The following is a 14593-nucleotide window of genomic DNA, read 5'->3' on the forward strand; positions in this document are numbered from 1 at the left end:
GTAAAGAAAAAACGGCCGTCTTTGAGGCGGCCGTTTTTTTTGCATGTTGGAATTTTTAGTCGTCGAGAACGAACGTCACCTTCATCACGACGCGATATTCCTTGATCTTGCCCTTGTCGAGAATGATCGACTGATCCTTGACCCAGGCGCCTTCGACATTTTTTAGTGTCTTGTTGGCGCGATCAATGCCTTGCTCAATCGCGTCCTTGAAGCCTTTCTGCGAGCCGGAAATGATTTCCGTAACCCTTGCGACAGCCATATGCTCCTCCTTCTCTTGTGGTTGGCCTGCATTTTAGGACAGGCGCGGAGGAGAAGTAGAGCGCTTTTTCAGGCCCGGCGCAAATCACGCCAACCAGGTTTCGGCTTTTTAATTCAAAAGCTTTTGGCTTATCGCGTCGGTTTCGGCGTGTCGCCGGAATAGTCGTAAAAGCCGCGGCCGGTTTTGCGGCCAAGCCAGCCCGCCTCAACATATTTCACAAGCAACGGGCACGGACGATATTTTGAATCCGCCAGCCCTTCGTACAGCACCTGCATGATCGCAAGACAGATATCGAGGCCAATAAAGTCGGCGAGCTCCAGCGGGCCCATCGGGTGGTTGGCGCCGAGTTTCATCCCTGTGTCGATCGCCTCGACCGATCCAACGCCTTCATAAAGCGTGTAGATCGCTTCGTTGATCATCGGCATCAACACGCGATTGACGATGAACGCGGGGAAGTCTTCTGACACCGTCATCGTCTTGCCGAGGCTCGCCACCACTTCCTTGGTGGTTTCGAAGGTTTCCTTCGCGGTGGCGATGCCGCGGATCACTTCGACCAGCTTCATCACCGGCACCGGATTCATGAAGTGAATGCCGATGAAATTTTCGGGCTTGTCGGTCCCAGCGGCGAGCCCGGTGATCGACAGCGACGAGGTGTTTGAGGCGAGAATGGCGGTCGGTTTCAGAATGCCTTTCAGGCTTGCGAAGATTTCTTTTTTGACGGCCTGAACTTCGCTCGCCGCTTCGACCACAAGGTCGCTTTCAGAAAGCGCGGCGACGTCGGTGTCGCTTTTGATGCGGGCGAGGGCGGCTTTTTCGTCGGCTTCGCTGATCAGGCCTTTTGCTGTCTGGCGCGCCAGGTTTTTGGCGATGGAGGACATCGCGGCTTCAAGCTGGCCTGCGCTGATATCGGTCAGGATGACGTCATAGCCGGCGGCGGCGAACACATGGGCGATCCCGCGCCCCATCTGGCCTGCGCCAATCACACCGACTGTCTTGATTTTGCTCATGATTTCCGCTCCGTCCGCCCTGTTGGCCCGCTCGTTAATTCGGTCTGGCGGGGCGCGGATACTGCACCGCAACATAGGCGAGAGCAAGGGTGAAGTGTGGTTAACGTCCCATCCGGGAGGGGCGTTTTTCGAGGGGCATCGGCAACCGCCGGTTTCATTGCCGCACCAGCCAGCCTCCTTTATCAAAGACCCTGAACAACCGGTGGACCCCGCAAATGACTTCAGACGCACTTGTTACGTCGCCGCTCGGGGTGCTTGCGATTTTGTTGGCGTCCATCGTGGTTGCGGAATTGCTCGCCCGTTACCGGACCATGAAAAAGCTCGGCGCGGCGTTGATCGTCATTGCCGTCGGCGCGCTGCTCGCCAATTTACGGATCATCCCGCCCGCCACCTCCGGCAACCCGGTCTACGATTTTACGTTCACCTATGTGATCTCGGGATCGATCTTTCTGCTACTCTTGCAAGTCAATCTCGGCGCCTTGCGCCGCGCTGGCGGCCAGATGATCGGCGCTTTTGCGCTCGGCGCGGTTGGCGTGTTTCTCGGTGTGCTGATCGCCAACGCTGTCATTCCCCTGGACGACATGATTGGCGACAAGAGCCGGGCGCTCGCCGGCATGTTCACCGGCACCTATATTGGCGGCAGCGCGAATTTCAACGCAGTCGCCGTAGCGATGGATGTCACCCGCGACGGCGGGCTCTATACGGCGACGACAGTCGTCGACAATGTCATGACCGATGTCTGGATTCTGATCGCGCTGGCGCTGCCGGCGCTGTTATCGCGCACGCGCTGGTTCCGGGCGGTGGTCTCTTCCACGGCAACGGCGCCTTCCCAACAAGCCGTTGCGCCACAGATTGATCACACGCCGCTTTCCGGAACGCTGGAGATCGCCCTACCGCTGGCGCTCGCCAGCCTGGCCGTGTGGCTGTCGACAATGGTTTCAGCATGGCTAAGCGCACGCGGCGTTGGGGTTCCCTCTGTTCTTATCGTGACGACGCTGGCGTTGATCGCGGCGCAGGTTCCGGCATTCTCGCGGCTCGCCAGCGCCCACACGATCGGCCTCTGGGCGGTGTATCTGTTTCTTGCGGTTGTCGGCGCCAATGCGGATCTCGCCGCCCTGGCGGAGGCTGGCCAATTGACGCCGATGCTGTTCGCCTATGTGACGATCATTTTCGTCATTCACGCCGTCATCCTGATTGGCGTGGGCGCGCTGTTAAAAATCGAACCGGTCGTTCTCGCTATCGCGTCCGCCGCAAATATCGGCGGGAGTTCGACGGCTTTTGTCGTTGCTGAGGCGGAGGACCGGCATGATCTTGTCTTGCCGGCGATTCTTATAGGCTCCATCGGCACGGCGCTCGGCGCCTATGCCGGTTTTGCTATGACGGCGCTGTTGCGCTGAGCCTTATCCGCCGCGGCGGATCTCCGCAGCGAAACACCCATGGGCGGCGTTGTGGGCGTGGATATAGGCGACCTGTTCATCCGTGAACGCCGCTTCGATTTTTTCAGCCGCGTCTCCGACAAGCGCGAGGCTCGCGCCGATCAGATGACCGTCCGCATTGAAATGCCGCAGCGCGATAGGCCGCCCCTTGAAGACAGGCGGCAATTCGTTCTCAAACCGGGCGGCTTCCGCCGTCCCCTCGCGCACATAGATCGCATAGAATGAGCGATAAGGCGTCGCCGCCTTGTGGCTTTCATAGTTGAGCAACAGGACGGTCTCGCCGGGCTCAGCGTCCTCAAGCGTCACCCGGCAGGGAAAGCCGGGTTTCGACGTTGCGGTTTTGCGGATGATCCCGCGTGTTGTGAGCTCCTCATCGGAGAGGGAGAAGAGCGGGGCGAATTCTGCGGGCGCAAGGCCGGTGATGGTGAAAGACATGGGGGCGGCTCCTTTTTATTGGAGCGGTTTTGCCTTCGCGCCTAAGCGCCGGCCACCCGGTTCTTGCTTGGCGTCGATTACCCGCCGCCGCGCAGGAGCATGAAGACGCCGATGCTGAAAAACCACGCCAGCATGGCGAGTTCGCCGAACTGAATGAGCGCGACCGCCCAGCCGTCCTGCAGGATGGAGACGATGAAAACCGAAGACGCCATGCAGAGCGCCGCCGTCGCAAAACCGAGAAGCGCGATGAGCTTCGGCAGCCCGCCGCTTACCCAGCCGGCGATGCTGAAACCGAAAGCGAGGACCGCCCAGGCGGCGATTTCGGCGGTGAACAATACCCGGGTCATCTGAAAGACGAGCCAGAACGCATCCGGATGCGCCGCCATATAGGCGCCGTCAGAGAACGCGAACAACTCTATGCCATTGGTGATGAACAGGCTCGCCACATGCAACACGCCCCCGACTAGGCCAATCGTCGCCCAGCCGGCGGCGGCGCCTTTCGGTCCGCTCGCAACGCGCGCATGCAGCGCGCCGAAAAAGACGACCATGCCGGCGATGGCGGCGTAGCGCAGGCCGTGCACCAGCGCCCAGGTGTCGGCTTCGCGCTCGAAATAGGCCGCGAGATCCTGCGCGCCGAGATCCGGCGCCGGAAACTCCTTCAGGAACATGTTGACGGCGATATGGATGGCGAAGGCGGCGAGGATCGACGCGCCGCCGATCCTGATCAGCGCAGAGAGCGGTCGCGCCGCCGGCGATATGGTCTCTGCACTGATAAACGCCCCCGTTTATTGCCTAAAGCGCGCTTTCCAATTCCGGCAGCGCTTTGAACAAGTCCGCAACCAACCCGTAGTCCGCGACCTGGAAGATCGGGGCTTCCTCGTCCTTGTTGATGGCGACGATGACTTTCGAGTCCTTCATGCCCGCAAGGTGCTGGATCGCGCCGGAGATGCCGACGGCGATATAAAGCTCGGGCGCGACCACCTTGCCGGTCTGGCCGACCTGATAGTCGTTCGGCACATAACCGGCGTCGACGGCGGCGCGCGATGCGCCAACCGCGGCGCCGAGCTTGTCGGCGACCGGGAAGATGTATTTCTCGAAGTTCTCGTAGGAGCCGAGCGCGCGCCCGCCGGAGATGACGATCTTGGCGCCGGTGAGTTCCGGACGCTCCGACTTGGTCAGTTCTTCGCCGACGAAAGAGGAGAGGCCAGGATCGGCTGGCGCATCAAGGCTTGCAACTTCCGCTGACCCGCCGTCGCCCGCCGCCGCGAAGGACGTTGCGCGCACGGTGATGATTTTCTTGGCGTCCGACGACTTCACCGTCTGCATGGCGTTGCCGGCGTAGATCGGGCGCACGAAAGTATCCGGGGCCTCGACCGCAACGATTTCTGAAATCTGCATCACGTCAAGCAGCGCTGCGACGCGGGGCATCACGTTCTTGCCCGTCGTGGCGGCGGATTTCAGGATCGCGTCATAATCGCCCGCGACCGAGACGATCAGATCGGCGAAGGGCTCGGCGAGACGGTGCGCATATTGCTCGCCATCGGCGTGAAGCACCTTGCGCACGCCATCGATTTTCGCGGCGGCTGCGGCCGCGTCGCCCGCGCCGGAACCGGCGACCAGAATATCGACATCGCCGCCAATCGCCTTTGCGGCGGTGACAACCTTAAAGGTGGACTCGTCAATCGAGTTTCCATGAACGTCTGCAACAACGAGAACCGCCATCAGATCACTCCCGCTTCATTTTTGAGTTTCGACACAAGTTCCGCGACATCGGCGACTTTAACGCCGGCTTCGCGTTTCGGCGGCTCGGTGACTTTCACCGTGGTGAGGCGCGGCGCGATATCGACGCCGTAATCGCCAACCTCTTTCACGTCGAGCGGCTTTTTCTTCGCCTTCATGATGTTCGGCAGCGAGGCGTAGCGCGGCTCGTTGAGGCGAAGGTCGGTGGTGACAATGGCGGGCAGGTTGATCGCGATCGTCTGCAATCCGCCGTCGATCTCGCGGGTGACATTAGCTTTGTCGCCGTCGATTTTGACTTCCGAGGCGAAGGTGCCCTGGCTCCAGCCGAGCAATGCGGCGAGCATCTGGCCAGTCTGGTTACTGTCGTCGTCGATCGCCTGCTTGCCGAGAATAACGAGCTGGGGGCTTTCTTCCTCGACAACGGCCTTGAGGAGTTTGGCGACGCCGAGCGGCTCCACCGTCTCATCCGTCTTGATCAAGATCGCCCGGTCCGCGCCCATAGCCAGCGCCTGGCGCAACTGGTCCTGCGCTTTTTCAGGCCCGATGGATATCGCGACGATTTCTTCTGCCGTTCCGGCCTCTTTCAGGCGAACGGCTTCCTCGACGGCGATTTCGTCGAACGGGTTCATGGACATTTTTACGTTGGCGAGGTCGACGCCGGTCTGGTCCGATTTCACGCGCACTTTGACGTTATAGTCGATCACGCGTTTCACGGGCACGAGAACTTTCATCTCATCTGCTCCTGCGGGCGGTTGGGGAATGGCCTTCCGGGCATGCCGGGGGCGCTCAGTCGTGGCGGACAATAGTCGGGGCGTTTCAAGGTTTCAACGTCGAAAGGCGCCCAAAGCCGGCACCGCCCCCTTGTGGCTGCGTTTCCTGCGCGATGCGGAAAAAAGCGCAGAAATTCGGGCTTAAGAGCCTTTGCCGACGAGCCAGAGGAAAAGCATCATCAGCCCTATGGTGACAGCCTGGGCCATAATACGCATGCGCATCAGCTTGTTGCCGTTTTCCTTGGCGAAGGTTCCGCCCTTGGCGAGAGAGTAGATGCCGATGCCGAGAATAATGGCGGTGACCGCAAGGCCGATCGGAATAAGTATATATACAAAGGCGTCCATAAGGCGCGCTCCTGAAATGGAATATGGGCTTCTTGCCGCGCAATATAGGTGCGCGCCCGGCTGATTGCTACCGGGACTGCTCGCGAAGCCGCTGATGCCAGCGCGGCAAGAAGACGCCCTCCTCAGGCTCTTCATAAGTCACGGGAATGACCGTTGCGCCGCCTTCATATCCGGCGACAAGCGGCGCGCCGAGACGGTAAAGATAGCCGCGGATATCAGCGTCCGCCGGCGCTTCGACGCCAAGACCGCCTTGTTCGGGCGGCGCCATCATCGGCGGTTTCAGTTCCTGAAGCGCGAAATCCATGCGCACATCATAAGTGCGCTCCGCCTGGAAGCGCAGGAAGCGCTGCGCATTGTACCATTGCGACTTAACGGCGTCGTCCGTGCAGGTTTCAAGTTCGGCGCCGGTCGCGCCCCAGCGCCGTTCAGGACAATGATAAGGATCGAAAGACAGGTCCCAAAGCCGCTCCATCGCGTGGGCGAGGTTCAGCCGCACCCGCGTCACGTCCGAGCGCCAATAGGTGAAGGTGCAGGCGTTCTTCTCTTCTTCGAAAGCTTCGATCAGATCCGCAGCCAGATCGTCGCCCTCATAAACGACACCGGGCGCGCCTGCTTCCACATCGTCCACCAGATGCTGAACATTCCGCCGCAGCTCGATGAAGCTGACCTTGAGGCGCGCATCGCGGGACGGCGTGGAATATTCCTCCCACTCCCCATAGGTGCCAAAAATATTCGGCGGAAGTTTTGGCGGATGCGGCTTCAAATGGACGCGTGATGTGTAGGCTGCATCAACGGCGACTTTGCGTGACTTCAAGTCACCGCAAATAGTCTCGAGTCCGAACCGTAATTCTTCAACAGGGTTGTAGGCGAAGTCGGGCGCGGCGAGCTTGCGGCGCACATAGTCGTAATATTTCAGCGTGCGGTCGCGATATCTGAACTCGCCATAATGCCAGATTCCTGACGGGTGGGGCTCGTTGCCGAAATATTGCTCCATGGAAAAGTCGGCGATCTCTTCATTTGCCGCCGCACGAAGCCGGCCGCCATGGAGAGAGCCGTCCTGTTCGGTGGTTGCGCCTTCAACGCGAATGGGCCGCCAGGCTTTCAGGCCGGCGCCAAGGGCCGGTTTCGAGCGCATGAAGTTCGGGCCATAGGCGGTGCGCGTCACCGAATTGTCCGGATGCGACGCAACGACGAGAACGCGACCGTCTTCGAGCACGTCGTAGACAATGCCCACATGTCCGTAAATGTCATACGCGAGCACGCCGGGCCGAACCGCGCCGCGTTCGATCTTCACCGGATAAAAATCGTCAAAGCTCCTGCCGCCGCCCGCGACCGGATCGGTGCGGAACATCGCGGTGGAAACTTCGCCGCCGATGCGCTCGATGAACGCCGGCGCGTTAGAAACATGGTTCAAAATCTGGCGGCGGCCGGCGACGACATTGCCTTCAGATGAATAACGCAGATCCTGTCTCGACCGGTCGGCTGTCCGCATCGCGTTCTGATAGGAAAAAGGCAGGCCGTTTTTCCAGGCGTAATAGGCGCGCAGCACATAGGCCATGTCGGCGCAGTCGCCGGGAAGATGTGGATCGATATCCGAGCGGTAAGGATTCGCCTCGTCCTTGATGCAGGCGTCGATGGAGGTGCAATTCGACATGCCGATGGCGTGAACGAATGCCGCGTAGCCCGCCTCATCCGCAGGGGTCCATTCGCTCTTGTAGACTTCCCAGGCTTTGCCGGTGTTGACAGCGTGCGGAATGGCGACGGCCTCCGCCGCGGCGGCGCCAGCCATTCCCCATCCGGCGGCCACCCCCGCCGCCAGCGCCCATTTCCACAACACGCTCATAAGCCCTTTTAACCCGGGGTTAACCGACTCGGTAGGGGGGTGGGGTCGGGGAAAATCCGGTTTTCGATAGATTTTTAGCAAGGAAATACGCCTGCACGATCTCAAAAAAGGGCGTATTTTCAATGGGCTAGTGCAAAAAATCGGATTTTCAAGTCTGGCGCGACGATCCGCGCGTCACGATCTAAGGCCCACGAGGGGCAAACAGGGAGGCGAATATGGGTTTTGAATTATTTGTAGCGGTGCTGGTCGTTCTCGCCGTTTTTTACTGTTCAACACCGTCAAGATCGTGCCGCAGGGATATGAGTTCACGATTGAGCGCTTCGGCCGGTACACCAAGACAATCAAGCCGGGCCTGCATGTGCTGGCGCCGTTTATCGACCGCATCGGGCGTCGGATGAACATGATGGAGCAGGTGCTCGACATTCCCGCGCAGGAAGTCATCACCCGCGACAACGCGCAGGTCTCAACAGATGCGGTGGCGTTCATTCAGGTCATGGATGCGGCGGCGGCGGCCTATGAGGTGCACAATCTCACACGCGCCATCTCCAATCTTTCCATGACGAATATCCGTACCGTGATTGGTTCGCTCGATCTTGATGAGGTGCTGTCGAATCGCGACGACATCAATGAAAGACTGCTGCGCGTTATCGATGCGGCGACGCAGCCCTGGGGTGTGAAGGTGACGCGTGTCGAGATTAAAGATCTTGAACCGCCTGCCGACATTACAGAGGCCATGGCGCGTCAGATGAAAGCTGAGCGTTTAAAGCGCGCGGAAATCCTGACGGCAGAGGGTGAAAAACAATCCGCCGTGCTGCGCGCCGAAGGTGAAAAGCAGGCGGCGATTCTGGAGGCGGAGGGCCGCAAAGAAGCGGCGTTCCGGGACGCCGAAGCGCGTGAACGCGAGGCCGAAGCGGAGGCGAATGCAACCCGCATGGTGTCGGAGGCGATTGCAAAAGGCGATGTGCAGGCGATCAACTACTTCGTCGCGCAGGATTATGTGAAGGCGTTCGAAAAACTCGCCATCTCGCCGCAGCAGAAAACCGTAATTGTGCCTGCGGATATGAGCGCGCTGGTCGGCACCATCGCCGGCGTCGGCGCACTGGCCAAGGAAGCGTTCGAGAAAAATGCGCCGCGCCGCACGGCCGGCTCAGTTCCGAATACGCAGTAAAAGCGTCAACGCCCGCCCCGGCGATCATCGCCGGGGCGGGCGGCCATAAAAGAAAGGGGCGTTGCCATGGATAGTCTCATCACATTTCTCAGCGACATGCCGTTCTGGTATTGGTGGGTGCTGGTGCTGGTTTTTCTGGTGATCGAACTGATGACCGGCTCCACCTATTTTCTGTGGCCTGCGACGGCGGCTCTTGTCGCGGGTTTCTTTGATCTTGGTCCGCTTGACGGCGCGTGGCAGTTGCAACTGATTGTCTTTGCGGTGGTCACGATTGCCCTGTCGCTGGTGGCGCCGCCTTATGTGAAGCCGTGGCTGCACAAAAGCCAGGCCGATCACCTGACGCTCAATGAACGCGGCGCGCAGAAAATCGGCAAGCGCGCCATTGTTGACGCTGACTTTTCAAACGGCGCCGGCAAGGTGCGTTATGGCGACACGCAATGGCTGGCGGAAAGTGAAAACGGTGAGAATTTCTCCAAAGACGCGGTCGTTGAAATTACGGGCGCCGAAGGAACAAAGCTGTTCGTGAAGGCGGTTTGAAGACAGTTCCGCTTGAAATTGAAAGGCGGCCTTGCTGGCCGCCTTTTTTTATTTCACACGCCGCACCAGAATTGATGACGCCAGAACATCCTTCCCGACATGAAGGTCTGGACCAGCGCCGTAATGCGAAAATCCGTTTTTCTCGTAGAACGCCTTGGCTCTGGGGTTGGAGTCAGAGACGGTGAGCCACATCCATTGGATGTTTTTGTCGACAAGCATTGCGATGGCTTTTTCAAAAAGCATTTTGCCGAGGCCGGTTCCGTATGCGCTGGCGCTGATATAGATCTGTTTCAATTCCGCTGAAGGTCCATCCATATCAACGGGGCACGGCGCCCATTTGATCACCAGTAGGCCAGTGGACCTATCTCCAGAGCCGGCGATGACGCACTCATGTTCACCATCCGTCAAAACGCCTGTGGCATGGGCAAGCGTATAGTTCGCCGCGCAATAGGAGTTGATGTCTTGGGGTGAATGAAGGTCGTGATAGGCGTCGTTGAAAGTGGATGTCCACAGCCGGACAAGCGTGTCTGCGTCTGATGGTGTCGCAGATCTTAGCGTGTGTGCAGCTTTCTCCATAACGGAAGAAAGCCGCCCACCATCCGGAAAGTCAATCAATAGGCCCGGCGTCTGAACTCTGAATGCGCGAGCGTCCGTCCGATCGGCCAGAGCGCGAAGCCGGCCAGTTTTAAATGCGCCCAGGCGAAGGGCAGGCCGATGATCGTGATAGCGAGAAAGAACGCGGCGACCACATGGCCGAGCGCCAGCCACCAGCCGGCGAGCACAAACCAGATGATGTTGCCGAGAAAGCCAAGAGGACCTGTGCCGATTTCCTCGCCATAAAGAAATTCGCGGTTGATCGGCTTCGCGCCAAACGGCCAGAGCGTGTAGACGCCATTGTCAAAGGCTGCACGCGCCCAAGGCAGGCCGATAATGGTGATCATCAGGAACAACGCGGCGACGAACCAGCCGAGTGCAGCGACAGCGCCGCCCAGCGCCAGCCAGAGAATGTTCAGGACGAGCGAGAAAACCGACATCGAGCTTTCGTCGCGCAGGGGGTGTTCCGGGTACATAAGGCGTCTCCTTCTTCAACAAGGATATAGGCCCTGATGCGCGCGGCGCCATGTATTTCACCGCGTAAATGGCACGACCCGGCGCGTTCTCACGCCTTGGTTAACAGCCGGTCAAGCGCTATGCGGTCATATTCTTTGAAAAAAATGATGATGAGCGAGGCGACAGCTACTGTGGTCGACGGGAAAAACAGGAGCTTGTTTGTCTCCGGCGTCAACAGATAGAGGCCCAGCGGGTCCGCCAGATATTTCCAGATCGCCGCGGCGCCGCCGACAAGAACAATCGCCTGAAGCGGGTAGATGACCTTGCGAAGGAAGCCGAGAATGACCAGCGCGCCGAGCGCGATCTGTCCATAGGCGAGGGGCATGATCAACGCATCTGCGCTGATCATCCCGCCATAATATTTTTCCGAAAGGCCCACCGCGGTTTGCGGGGTCATGACCCTCAGCACACCCCATATGATCAGGAGCGCGCCCGTGGTCGCGCGCAAGGCGAGAAGTAGAACAGCTTTCATGGCAAACCCCCAATTACAGTCCCTATGGTTGCTTATAGGCGCGGGCGGACCGCGCCGTCACATCACGTTTCGGCGGGGTCGCCGTGTTGGCGCGCCATTTCTGCGCCGCATTTCCATGCTGAAGTGCTGTCATGAAAGTGATGAGCGCCATACTTGCGGCCGGATTTTGCTCATTTGCGGCCGCCTCGGCGCAAGGTGAAGAATTTGGCGCCCGGTTTTCAGCCGCCGCAATTGATCGCACCAGCCACCGCGTTGTCTACGATCCGGCCTATGTGCGGCTGTCCTATCCCATGGGCGATGTTGCGCCGGATCGCGGCGTTTGCGCCGATGTCGTCGTGCGGGCCCTGCGTGCGCTCGGAGTCGATTTGCAGCAGCTTGTCCACGAAGATATGCGCGCCAATTTCAGCGCCTATCCAGCCCATTGGGGGCTGACGCGGCCCGATTCCAATATAGATCACCGGCGCGTGCCCAATCTCGAAACATTCCTGACCCGCAAAGGCGCGCGGCTGGCGCCAAGCGAAGCGCCGGCGGATTATTTGCCGGGCGATATCGTCGCGTGGAATTTGCGCGGTGATGATGGCTGGCTTCCCCATATTGGCGTCGTGACGGATCGCATCGGTCCCTCCGGCCGCCCCATGGTGGTGCATAATATCGGCGCCGGACCGAAGCTTGAGGATGTTCTGTTTGATTGGCCGATGACCGGTCACTATCGTGTGACGAGCGAGTTCATCGAGGCGCACACATAGGAACGGTGCAAGTGATTTTCAAGAATTGATCGCCGCAAGAGTTTTCGTAAAGTCGCGTCATCGGCGCTGAGTCTGCGCTGTTTTCACAAAATTGCAGGAGGCGCAGATGCGCAAGGTTCCTTTAGGCCGGTCAGGCCTTGAAGTCTCACGGCTCGGTTTCGGCTGTATGGGACTCGCAGAATTCTATGGCGATCCCTTATCCAACGCGGAAGCGGAAAAAATTCTTGAAGCCGCCCTCGAGCAGGGGGTGAATTTCTTTGACACGGCCGACATGTATGGATCAGGACGTAATGAAGAACAGCTTTCAGGGTTTTTGAAAAAGCATCGCGATGATGTTGTGCTGGCGACGAAATTCGCCATTCAGCGCGGCGATGACGGCGGATGGCTCGGGCTTTCGAACGATCCGGAATATATAAAAGCATCCTGTGACGCGTCATTGAAACGCCTCGGCGTTGATGTGATCGACCTTTACTATATGCATCGGCGCGACAGGGAAGTGCCAATTGAGGAGTCGGTCGGTGCCATGGCGGATCTCGTCAAGGCGGGTAAGGTGCGCGCCCTCGGGCTTTCCGAAGTCAGCGTCGACACGTTGAAAAAAGCCAACGCCGTTCATCCGATTGCAGCGGTTCAATCGGAATATTCCATCGTGACCCGCGATATGGAGGCGGAATTCATTCCGGCCTGCCGTGATCTCGGCGTCGCCTTTGTCGCTTACTCGCCGCTCGGGCGTGGCTTGCTCACTGGCGCCTTTCGCAGCGAGAAAGATTTCAGCGAAACGGATTATCGCATGGTGATGAGCCCGCGTTTTGCAGACGGCGCGCTTGAGAAAAACCTCTCGCTTGTGGATCAGATTTCTATCATCGCCAAAACGAAAGATGCCGCGCCGGGGCAGATCGCCCTCGCCTGGCTTCTTTCGAAAGGCGACGACATCATCCCGATCCCGGGAACAAAAATACTCTCGCGCCTTGCAGAAAATCTCGGCGCGCTTGAGGTCAAGCTGACGGATGAAGACATTGCGGCGATTGAAAAAGCCGTGCCGCCTGACGCTGTTGTGGGCGCGCGTTATCCGGAGACGACGTCTTCGAGCCTGAACGGCTAGGCGTCAGAAAAACCGAGGCGGGCAATGACGTCGCGCGCCTCGGCGCCGCTTTCGCGTAATGCCTTTAAGGTCGCCGCCTTGTCGCGTTTGGCGAGGCGGCGGCCGCTTGCGTCCGTCAATAACCGGTGGTGGCGGTATGTCGGCGCCGGATAATCGAAAATCGCTTGCAACAGCCGGTGCAGATGCGCGGCGTGATAGAGGTCTTCTCCACGGATTACATGGGTGACGCCTTGCAAGGCGTCGTCATGAACGGAAGCCAGATGATAGCTCGTGCCGCTGTCTTTGCGGGCGATGACGACATCGCCGAAAAGTGACGGGTCCGCCTTGATGGCTCGTTCGCCGTCCGGCGTTTCTTCGATAAAGCAAAGGTCTTCATAAGCGTCGCCGAGAAAGTCTTTCGCGGCGGAAATGGACAGTCGCCAGGCGTAAGGCGCGCCTTCGTCGAGTAGCGAACGTTCCTCATCAGCCGGCAGCGGCGCGCCGAAATAGGCCGGGCCTTCGGGCCCTTGCGCTGTCAGATGCGGTGCGCGTGCGATTTCATCGACGATTTCCTTGCGCGTTTTAAAACACCGATAGACGAGATTTTTTTTACGCAGGATGTCGAGCGCCGACATATAATCATGGAAATGCTCTGATTGGCGGCGCACCGGGGTTTCCCAGTTCAGGCCCAGCCAGGAAAGGTCTTCGTAAATTGCGTTTTCAAATTCCGGTTTACAGCGCGTCTGGTCGATATCTTCGATGCGTAGGAGAAAACGTCCGTTCGCGTCTTGCGCGGCGCGATGTGCGAGTAGCGCTGAGTAAGCGTGGCCGAGATGCAAAAGCCCTGTAGGCGAGGGGGCGAAGCGGGTCGTGAACTTGCAGGGTTCGTTTCGCACACCTTCACCCCGTGGCGGGGCCGTTATGCGGAGAGAGCTTCGCCGTCAGAAACATCGCATAAGCCGCGATGAGCGCAATCGTGAAGAACTCGCCGCAGTCTTCCAGAAAGACAAGTTGCCATATGCCGGCCATGCCGCCCACCGTATCGATAACGGCGCTAAAGAGGCCGATGCATAAAATAAGCGCAGCAATAATCCATGCCGCCTGGCGCGCCGGGGCGACGGCTTTGCGGGCTGCGAGAAAAAGCGCCGTCAGGAGAATCGCGCCCGCGGCCCCCAGGAATAAGACCTCACCATACTGCTTTGGAAGAAGCCGGGACAAGGGCGCGCCGAAACCTGCGTCTGCATAATGTTCTCCGACAATCTCATGCAGGCGCAGCGCATTGTCTGCTGTGATATAAACAAGAATAACGGCAATCACCGCATAGGCAGCATCACGGCTCCGCAGGAAGAGTTTTAAAAATGCGCCTGAAGCGATGAGCAGCAATATATGTTCGGCATATTCCGCATACCCTCCATCTGTAAACAGCAGCCATTGCTCTGATGCAAGATAGCCCCGCATTTGCAGAAGATGGGCGCCGGAGAAAGCCGCCCAGATAAATAGAAAGACGCCAAGCGAAATCGCGCCTGTGCGGCGCGCATGCGCACTGGCATGGAGAATGGAGGCGGAAAGCGATGTGAAAAGGGTTTTCAGGTGCATAAGGAGAAAAAACACAAATAGGTTTATGGGTGATATCCGGTTCCTGCATAG

General features: G+C 58.9%; 17 protein-coding genes and 1 pseudogene. 5 read left to right on the forward strand and 13 right to left on the reverse strand.

Going from position 1 to position 14593, the window contains the following annotated elements; genetic code table 11:
• Window positions 1-55 precede the first annotated feature (55 nt).
• The gene (locus ACFOOP_RS06550) at window positions 56-259 is read right to left on the reverse strand and encodes a dodecin family protein (RefSeq protein ID WP_379880075.1); all 204 of its coding nucleotides are present in this window, start codon (window positions 257-259) and stop codon (window positions 56-58) included.
• 128 nt (window positions 260-387) lie between these two features.
• Window positions 388-1266, reverse strand: a complete 879-nt coding sequence (locus ACFOOP_RS06555; protein ID WP_379880076.1) for a 3-hydroxybutyryl-CoA dehydrogenase — start codon at window positions 1264-1266, stop codon at window positions 388-390.
• Between the two features lie 215 nt (window positions 1267-1481).
• On the opposite strand from ACFOOP_RS06555, the gene ACFOOP_RS06560 reads away from it, so the two are divergent.
• The gene (locus tag ACFOOP_RS06560; RefSeq protein ID WP_379880077.1) at window positions 1482-2663 is read left to right on the forward strand and encodes a DUF819 family protein; all 1182 of its coding nucleotides are present in this window, start codon (window positions 1482-1484) and stop codon (window positions 2661-2663) included.
• A 3-nt stretch (window positions 2664-2666) separates the two neighbouring features.
• Here the strand turns inward: ACFOOP_RS06560 and ACFOOP_RS06565 are convergent, their stop codons facing one another.
• The 6 genes from ACFOOP_RS06565 to ACFOOP_RS06590 all read right to left on the reverse strand — a co-directional run bounded on the left by ACFOOP_RS06565 (window position 2667) and on the right by ACFOOP_RS06590 (window position 7835).
• Window positions 2667-3137 carry a DUF1203 domain-containing protein gene (locus ACFOOP_RS06565; protein WP_379880078.1) on the reverse strand — a complete coding sequence of 157 codons (471 nt, stop codon included), beginning with the start codon at window positions 3135-3137 and terminating at the stop codon, window positions 2667-2669.
• Between the two features lie 77 nt (window positions 3138-3214).
• A complete protein-coding gene (locus tag ACFOOP_RS06570; protein WP_379880079.1) occupies window positions 3215-3805 on the reverse strand; it encodes a hypothetical protein in 591 nt (196 codons plus the stop codon).
• 124 nt (window positions 3806-3929) lie between these two features.
• A complete protein-coding gene (locus ACFOOP_RS06575) occupies window positions 3930-4859 on the reverse strand; it encodes an electron transfer flavoprotein subunit alpha/FixB family protein (protein WP_379880081.1) in 930 nt (309 codons plus the stop codon).
• A complete protein-coding gene (locus tag ACFOOP_RS06580) occupies window positions 4859-5608 on the reverse strand; it encodes an electron transfer flavoprotein subunit beta/FixA family protein (RefSeq protein WP_379880082.1) in 750 nt (249 codons plus the stop codon). Before ACFOOP_RS06580 ends, ACFOOP_RS06575 begins: the two co-directional genes overlap by 1 nt.
• Before the next feature lie 180 nt (window positions 5609-5788).
• Window positions 5789-5992, reverse strand: a complete 204-nt coding sequence (locus ACFOOP_RS06585; RefSeq protein WP_379880083.1) for a twin transmembrane helix small protein — start codon at window positions 5990-5992, stop codon at window positions 5789-5791.
• Between the two features lie 67 nt (window positions 5993-6059).
• Window positions 6060-7835: a hypothetical protein gene (locus ACFOOP_RS06590; RefSeq protein ID WP_379880084.1), complete on the reverse strand. Its 1776-nt coding sequence runs from the start codon at window positions 7833-7835 to the stop codon at window positions 6060-6062.
• A 215-nt stretch (window positions 7836-8050) separates the two neighbouring features.
• Here ACFOOP_RS06590 and ACFOOP_RS06595 point away from each other — a divergent pair.
• A pseudogene (locus tag ACFOOP_RS06595) lies at window positions 8051-9003 on the forward strand (SPFH domain-containing protein).
• 66 nt (window positions 9004-9069) lie between these two features.
• Window positions 9070-9540, forward strand: a complete 471-nt coding sequence (locus ACFOOP_RS06600; RefSeq protein WP_379880085.1) for an NfeD family protein — start codon at window positions 9070-9072, stop codon at window positions 9538-9540.
• A gap of 48 nt (window positions 9541-9588) precedes the next feature.
• Here ACFOOP_RS06600 and ACFOOP_RS06605 read toward each other — a convergent pair whose 3' ends face one another.
• The 3 genes from ACFOOP_RS06605 to ACFOOP_RS06615 all read right to left on the reverse strand — a co-directional run bounded on the left by ACFOOP_RS06605 (window position 9589) and on the right by ACFOOP_RS06615 (window position 11122).
• The gene (locus ACFOOP_RS06605) at window positions 9589-10116 is read right to left on the reverse strand and encodes a GNAT family N-acetyltransferase (RefSeq protein ID WP_379880087.1); all 528 of its coding nucleotides are present in this window, start codon (window positions 10114-10116) and stop codon (window positions 9589-9591) included.
• A gap of 35 nt (window positions 10117-10151) precedes the next feature.
• Window positions 10152-10574 (reverse strand): YccF domain-containing protein, encoded by a 423-nt coding sequence (locus ACFOOP_RS06610; protein WP_379881524.1) that lies wholly within the window; start codon window positions 10572-10574, stop codon window positions 10152-10154.
• Window positions 10575-10699: 125 nt separating this feature from the next.
• Entirely contained in the window at window positions 10700-11122 is a 423-nt protein-coding gene (locus ACFOOP_RS06615) for a hypothetical protein (protein ID WP_379880088.1), read from the reverse strand.
• Window positions 11123-11262: 140 nt separating this feature from the next.
• Between ACFOOP_RS06615 and ACFOOP_RS06620 the strand changes: the two genes are divergently transcribed.
• The gene (locus tag ACFOOP_RS06620; protein ID WP_379880089.1) at window positions 11263-11868 is read left to right on the forward strand and encodes a DUF1287 domain-containing protein; all 606 of its coding nucleotides are present in this window, start codon (window positions 11263-11265) and stop codon (window positions 11866-11868) included.
• Between the two features lie 106 nt (window positions 11869-11974).
• A complete protein-coding gene (locus ACFOOP_RS06625) occupies window positions 11975-12967 on the forward strand; it encodes an aldo/keto reductase (protein WP_379880090.1) in 993 nt (330 codons plus the stop codon).
• On the opposite strand, the gene gluQRS is transcribed toward ACFOOP_RS06625, so the two are convergent.
• Complete coding sequence (gene gluQRS / locus ACFOOP_RS06630) at window positions 12964-13842, reverse strand: tRNA glutamyl-Q(34) synthetase GluQRS (protein ID WP_379880091.1); 879 nt, start codon at window positions 13840-13842, stop codon at window positions 12964-12966. The two genes, ACFOOP_RS06625 and gluQRS, sit on opposite strands and share 4 nt — an antisense overlap.
• A 4-nt stretch (window positions 13843-13846) precedes the next feature.
• Window positions 13847-14557 (reverse strand): DUF8692 domain-containing protein, encoded by a 711-nt coding sequence (locus tag ACFOOP_RS06635; RefSeq protein WP_379880092.1) that lies wholly within the window; start codon window positions 14555-14557, stop codon window positions 13847-13849.
• Window positions 14558-14593 lie beyond the last annotated feature (36 nt).

The sequence above is a fragment of the Hyphococcus aureus genome, assembly GCF_042643165.1.
Lineage (GTDB): Bacteria > Pseudomonadota > Alphaproteobacteria > Caulobacterales > Parvularculaceae > Hyphococcus > Hyphococcus aureus.

Bases quoted from the DNA above. Each gene is read 5' to 3' on its own strand.
- ACFOOP_RS06550 (WP_379880075.1), bottom strand. From the start codon at position 259: ATGGCTGTCGCAAGGGTTACGGAAATCATTTCCGGCTCGCAGAAAGGC.
- ACFOOP_RS06555 (WP_379880076.1), bottom strand. From the start codon at position 1,266: ATGAGCAAAATCAAGACAGTCGGTGTGATTGGCGCAGGCCAGATGGGG.
- ACFOOP_RS06560 (WP_379880077.1), top strand. From the start codon at position 1,482: ATGACTTCAGACGCACTTGTTACGTCGCCGCTCGGGGTGCTTGCGATT.
- ACFOOP_RS06565 (WP_379880078.1), bottom strand. From the start codon at position 3,137: ATGTCTTTCACCATCACCGGCCTTGCGCCCGCAGAATTCGCCCCGCTC.
- ACFOOP_RS06570 (WP_379880079.1), bottom strand. From the start codon at position 3,805: ATGTTCCTGAAGGAGTTTCCGGCGCCGGATCTCGGCGCGCAGGATCTC.
- ACFOOP_RS06575 (WP_379880081.1), bottom strand. From the start codon at position 4,859: ATGGCGGTTCTCGTTGTTGCAGACGTTCATGGAAACTCGATTGACGAG.
- ACFOOP_RS06580 (WP_379880082.1), bottom strand. From the start codon at position 5,608: ATGAAAGTTCTCGTGCCCGTGAAACGCGTGATCGACTATAACGTCAAA.
- ACFOOP_RS06585 (WP_379880083.1), bottom strand. From the start codon at position 5,992: ATGGACGCCTTTGTATATATACTTATTCCGATCGGCCTTGCGGTCACC.
- ACFOOP_RS06590 (WP_379880084.1), bottom strand. From the start codon at position 7,835: ATGAGCGTGTTGTGGAAATGGGCGCTGGCGGCGGGGGTGGCCGCCGGA.
- ACFOOP_RS06600 (WP_379880085.1), top strand. From the start codon at position 9,070: ATGGATAGTCTCATCACATTTCTCAGCGACATGCCGTTCTGGTATTGG.
- ACFOOP_RS06605 (WP_379880087.1), bottom strand. From the start codon at position 10,116: ATGGAGAAAGCTGCACACACGCTAAGATCTGCGACACCATCAGACGCA.
- ACFOOP_RS06610 (WP_379881524.1), bottom strand. From the start codon at position 10,574: ATGTCGGTTTTCTCGCTCGTCCTGAACATTCTCTGGCTGGCGCTGGGC.
- ACFOOP_RS06615 (WP_379880088.1), bottom strand. From the start codon at position 11,122: ATGAAAGCTGTTCTACTTCTCGCCTTGCGCGCGACCACGGGCGCGCTC.
- ACFOOP_RS06620 (WP_379880089.1), top strand. From the start codon at position 11,263: ATGAGCGCCATACTTGCGGCCGGATTTTGCTCATTTGCGGCCGCCTCG.
- ACFOOP_RS06625 (WP_379880090.1), top strand. From the start codon at position 11,975: ATGCGCAAGGTTCCTTTAGGCCGGTCAGGCCTTGAAGTCTCACGGCTC.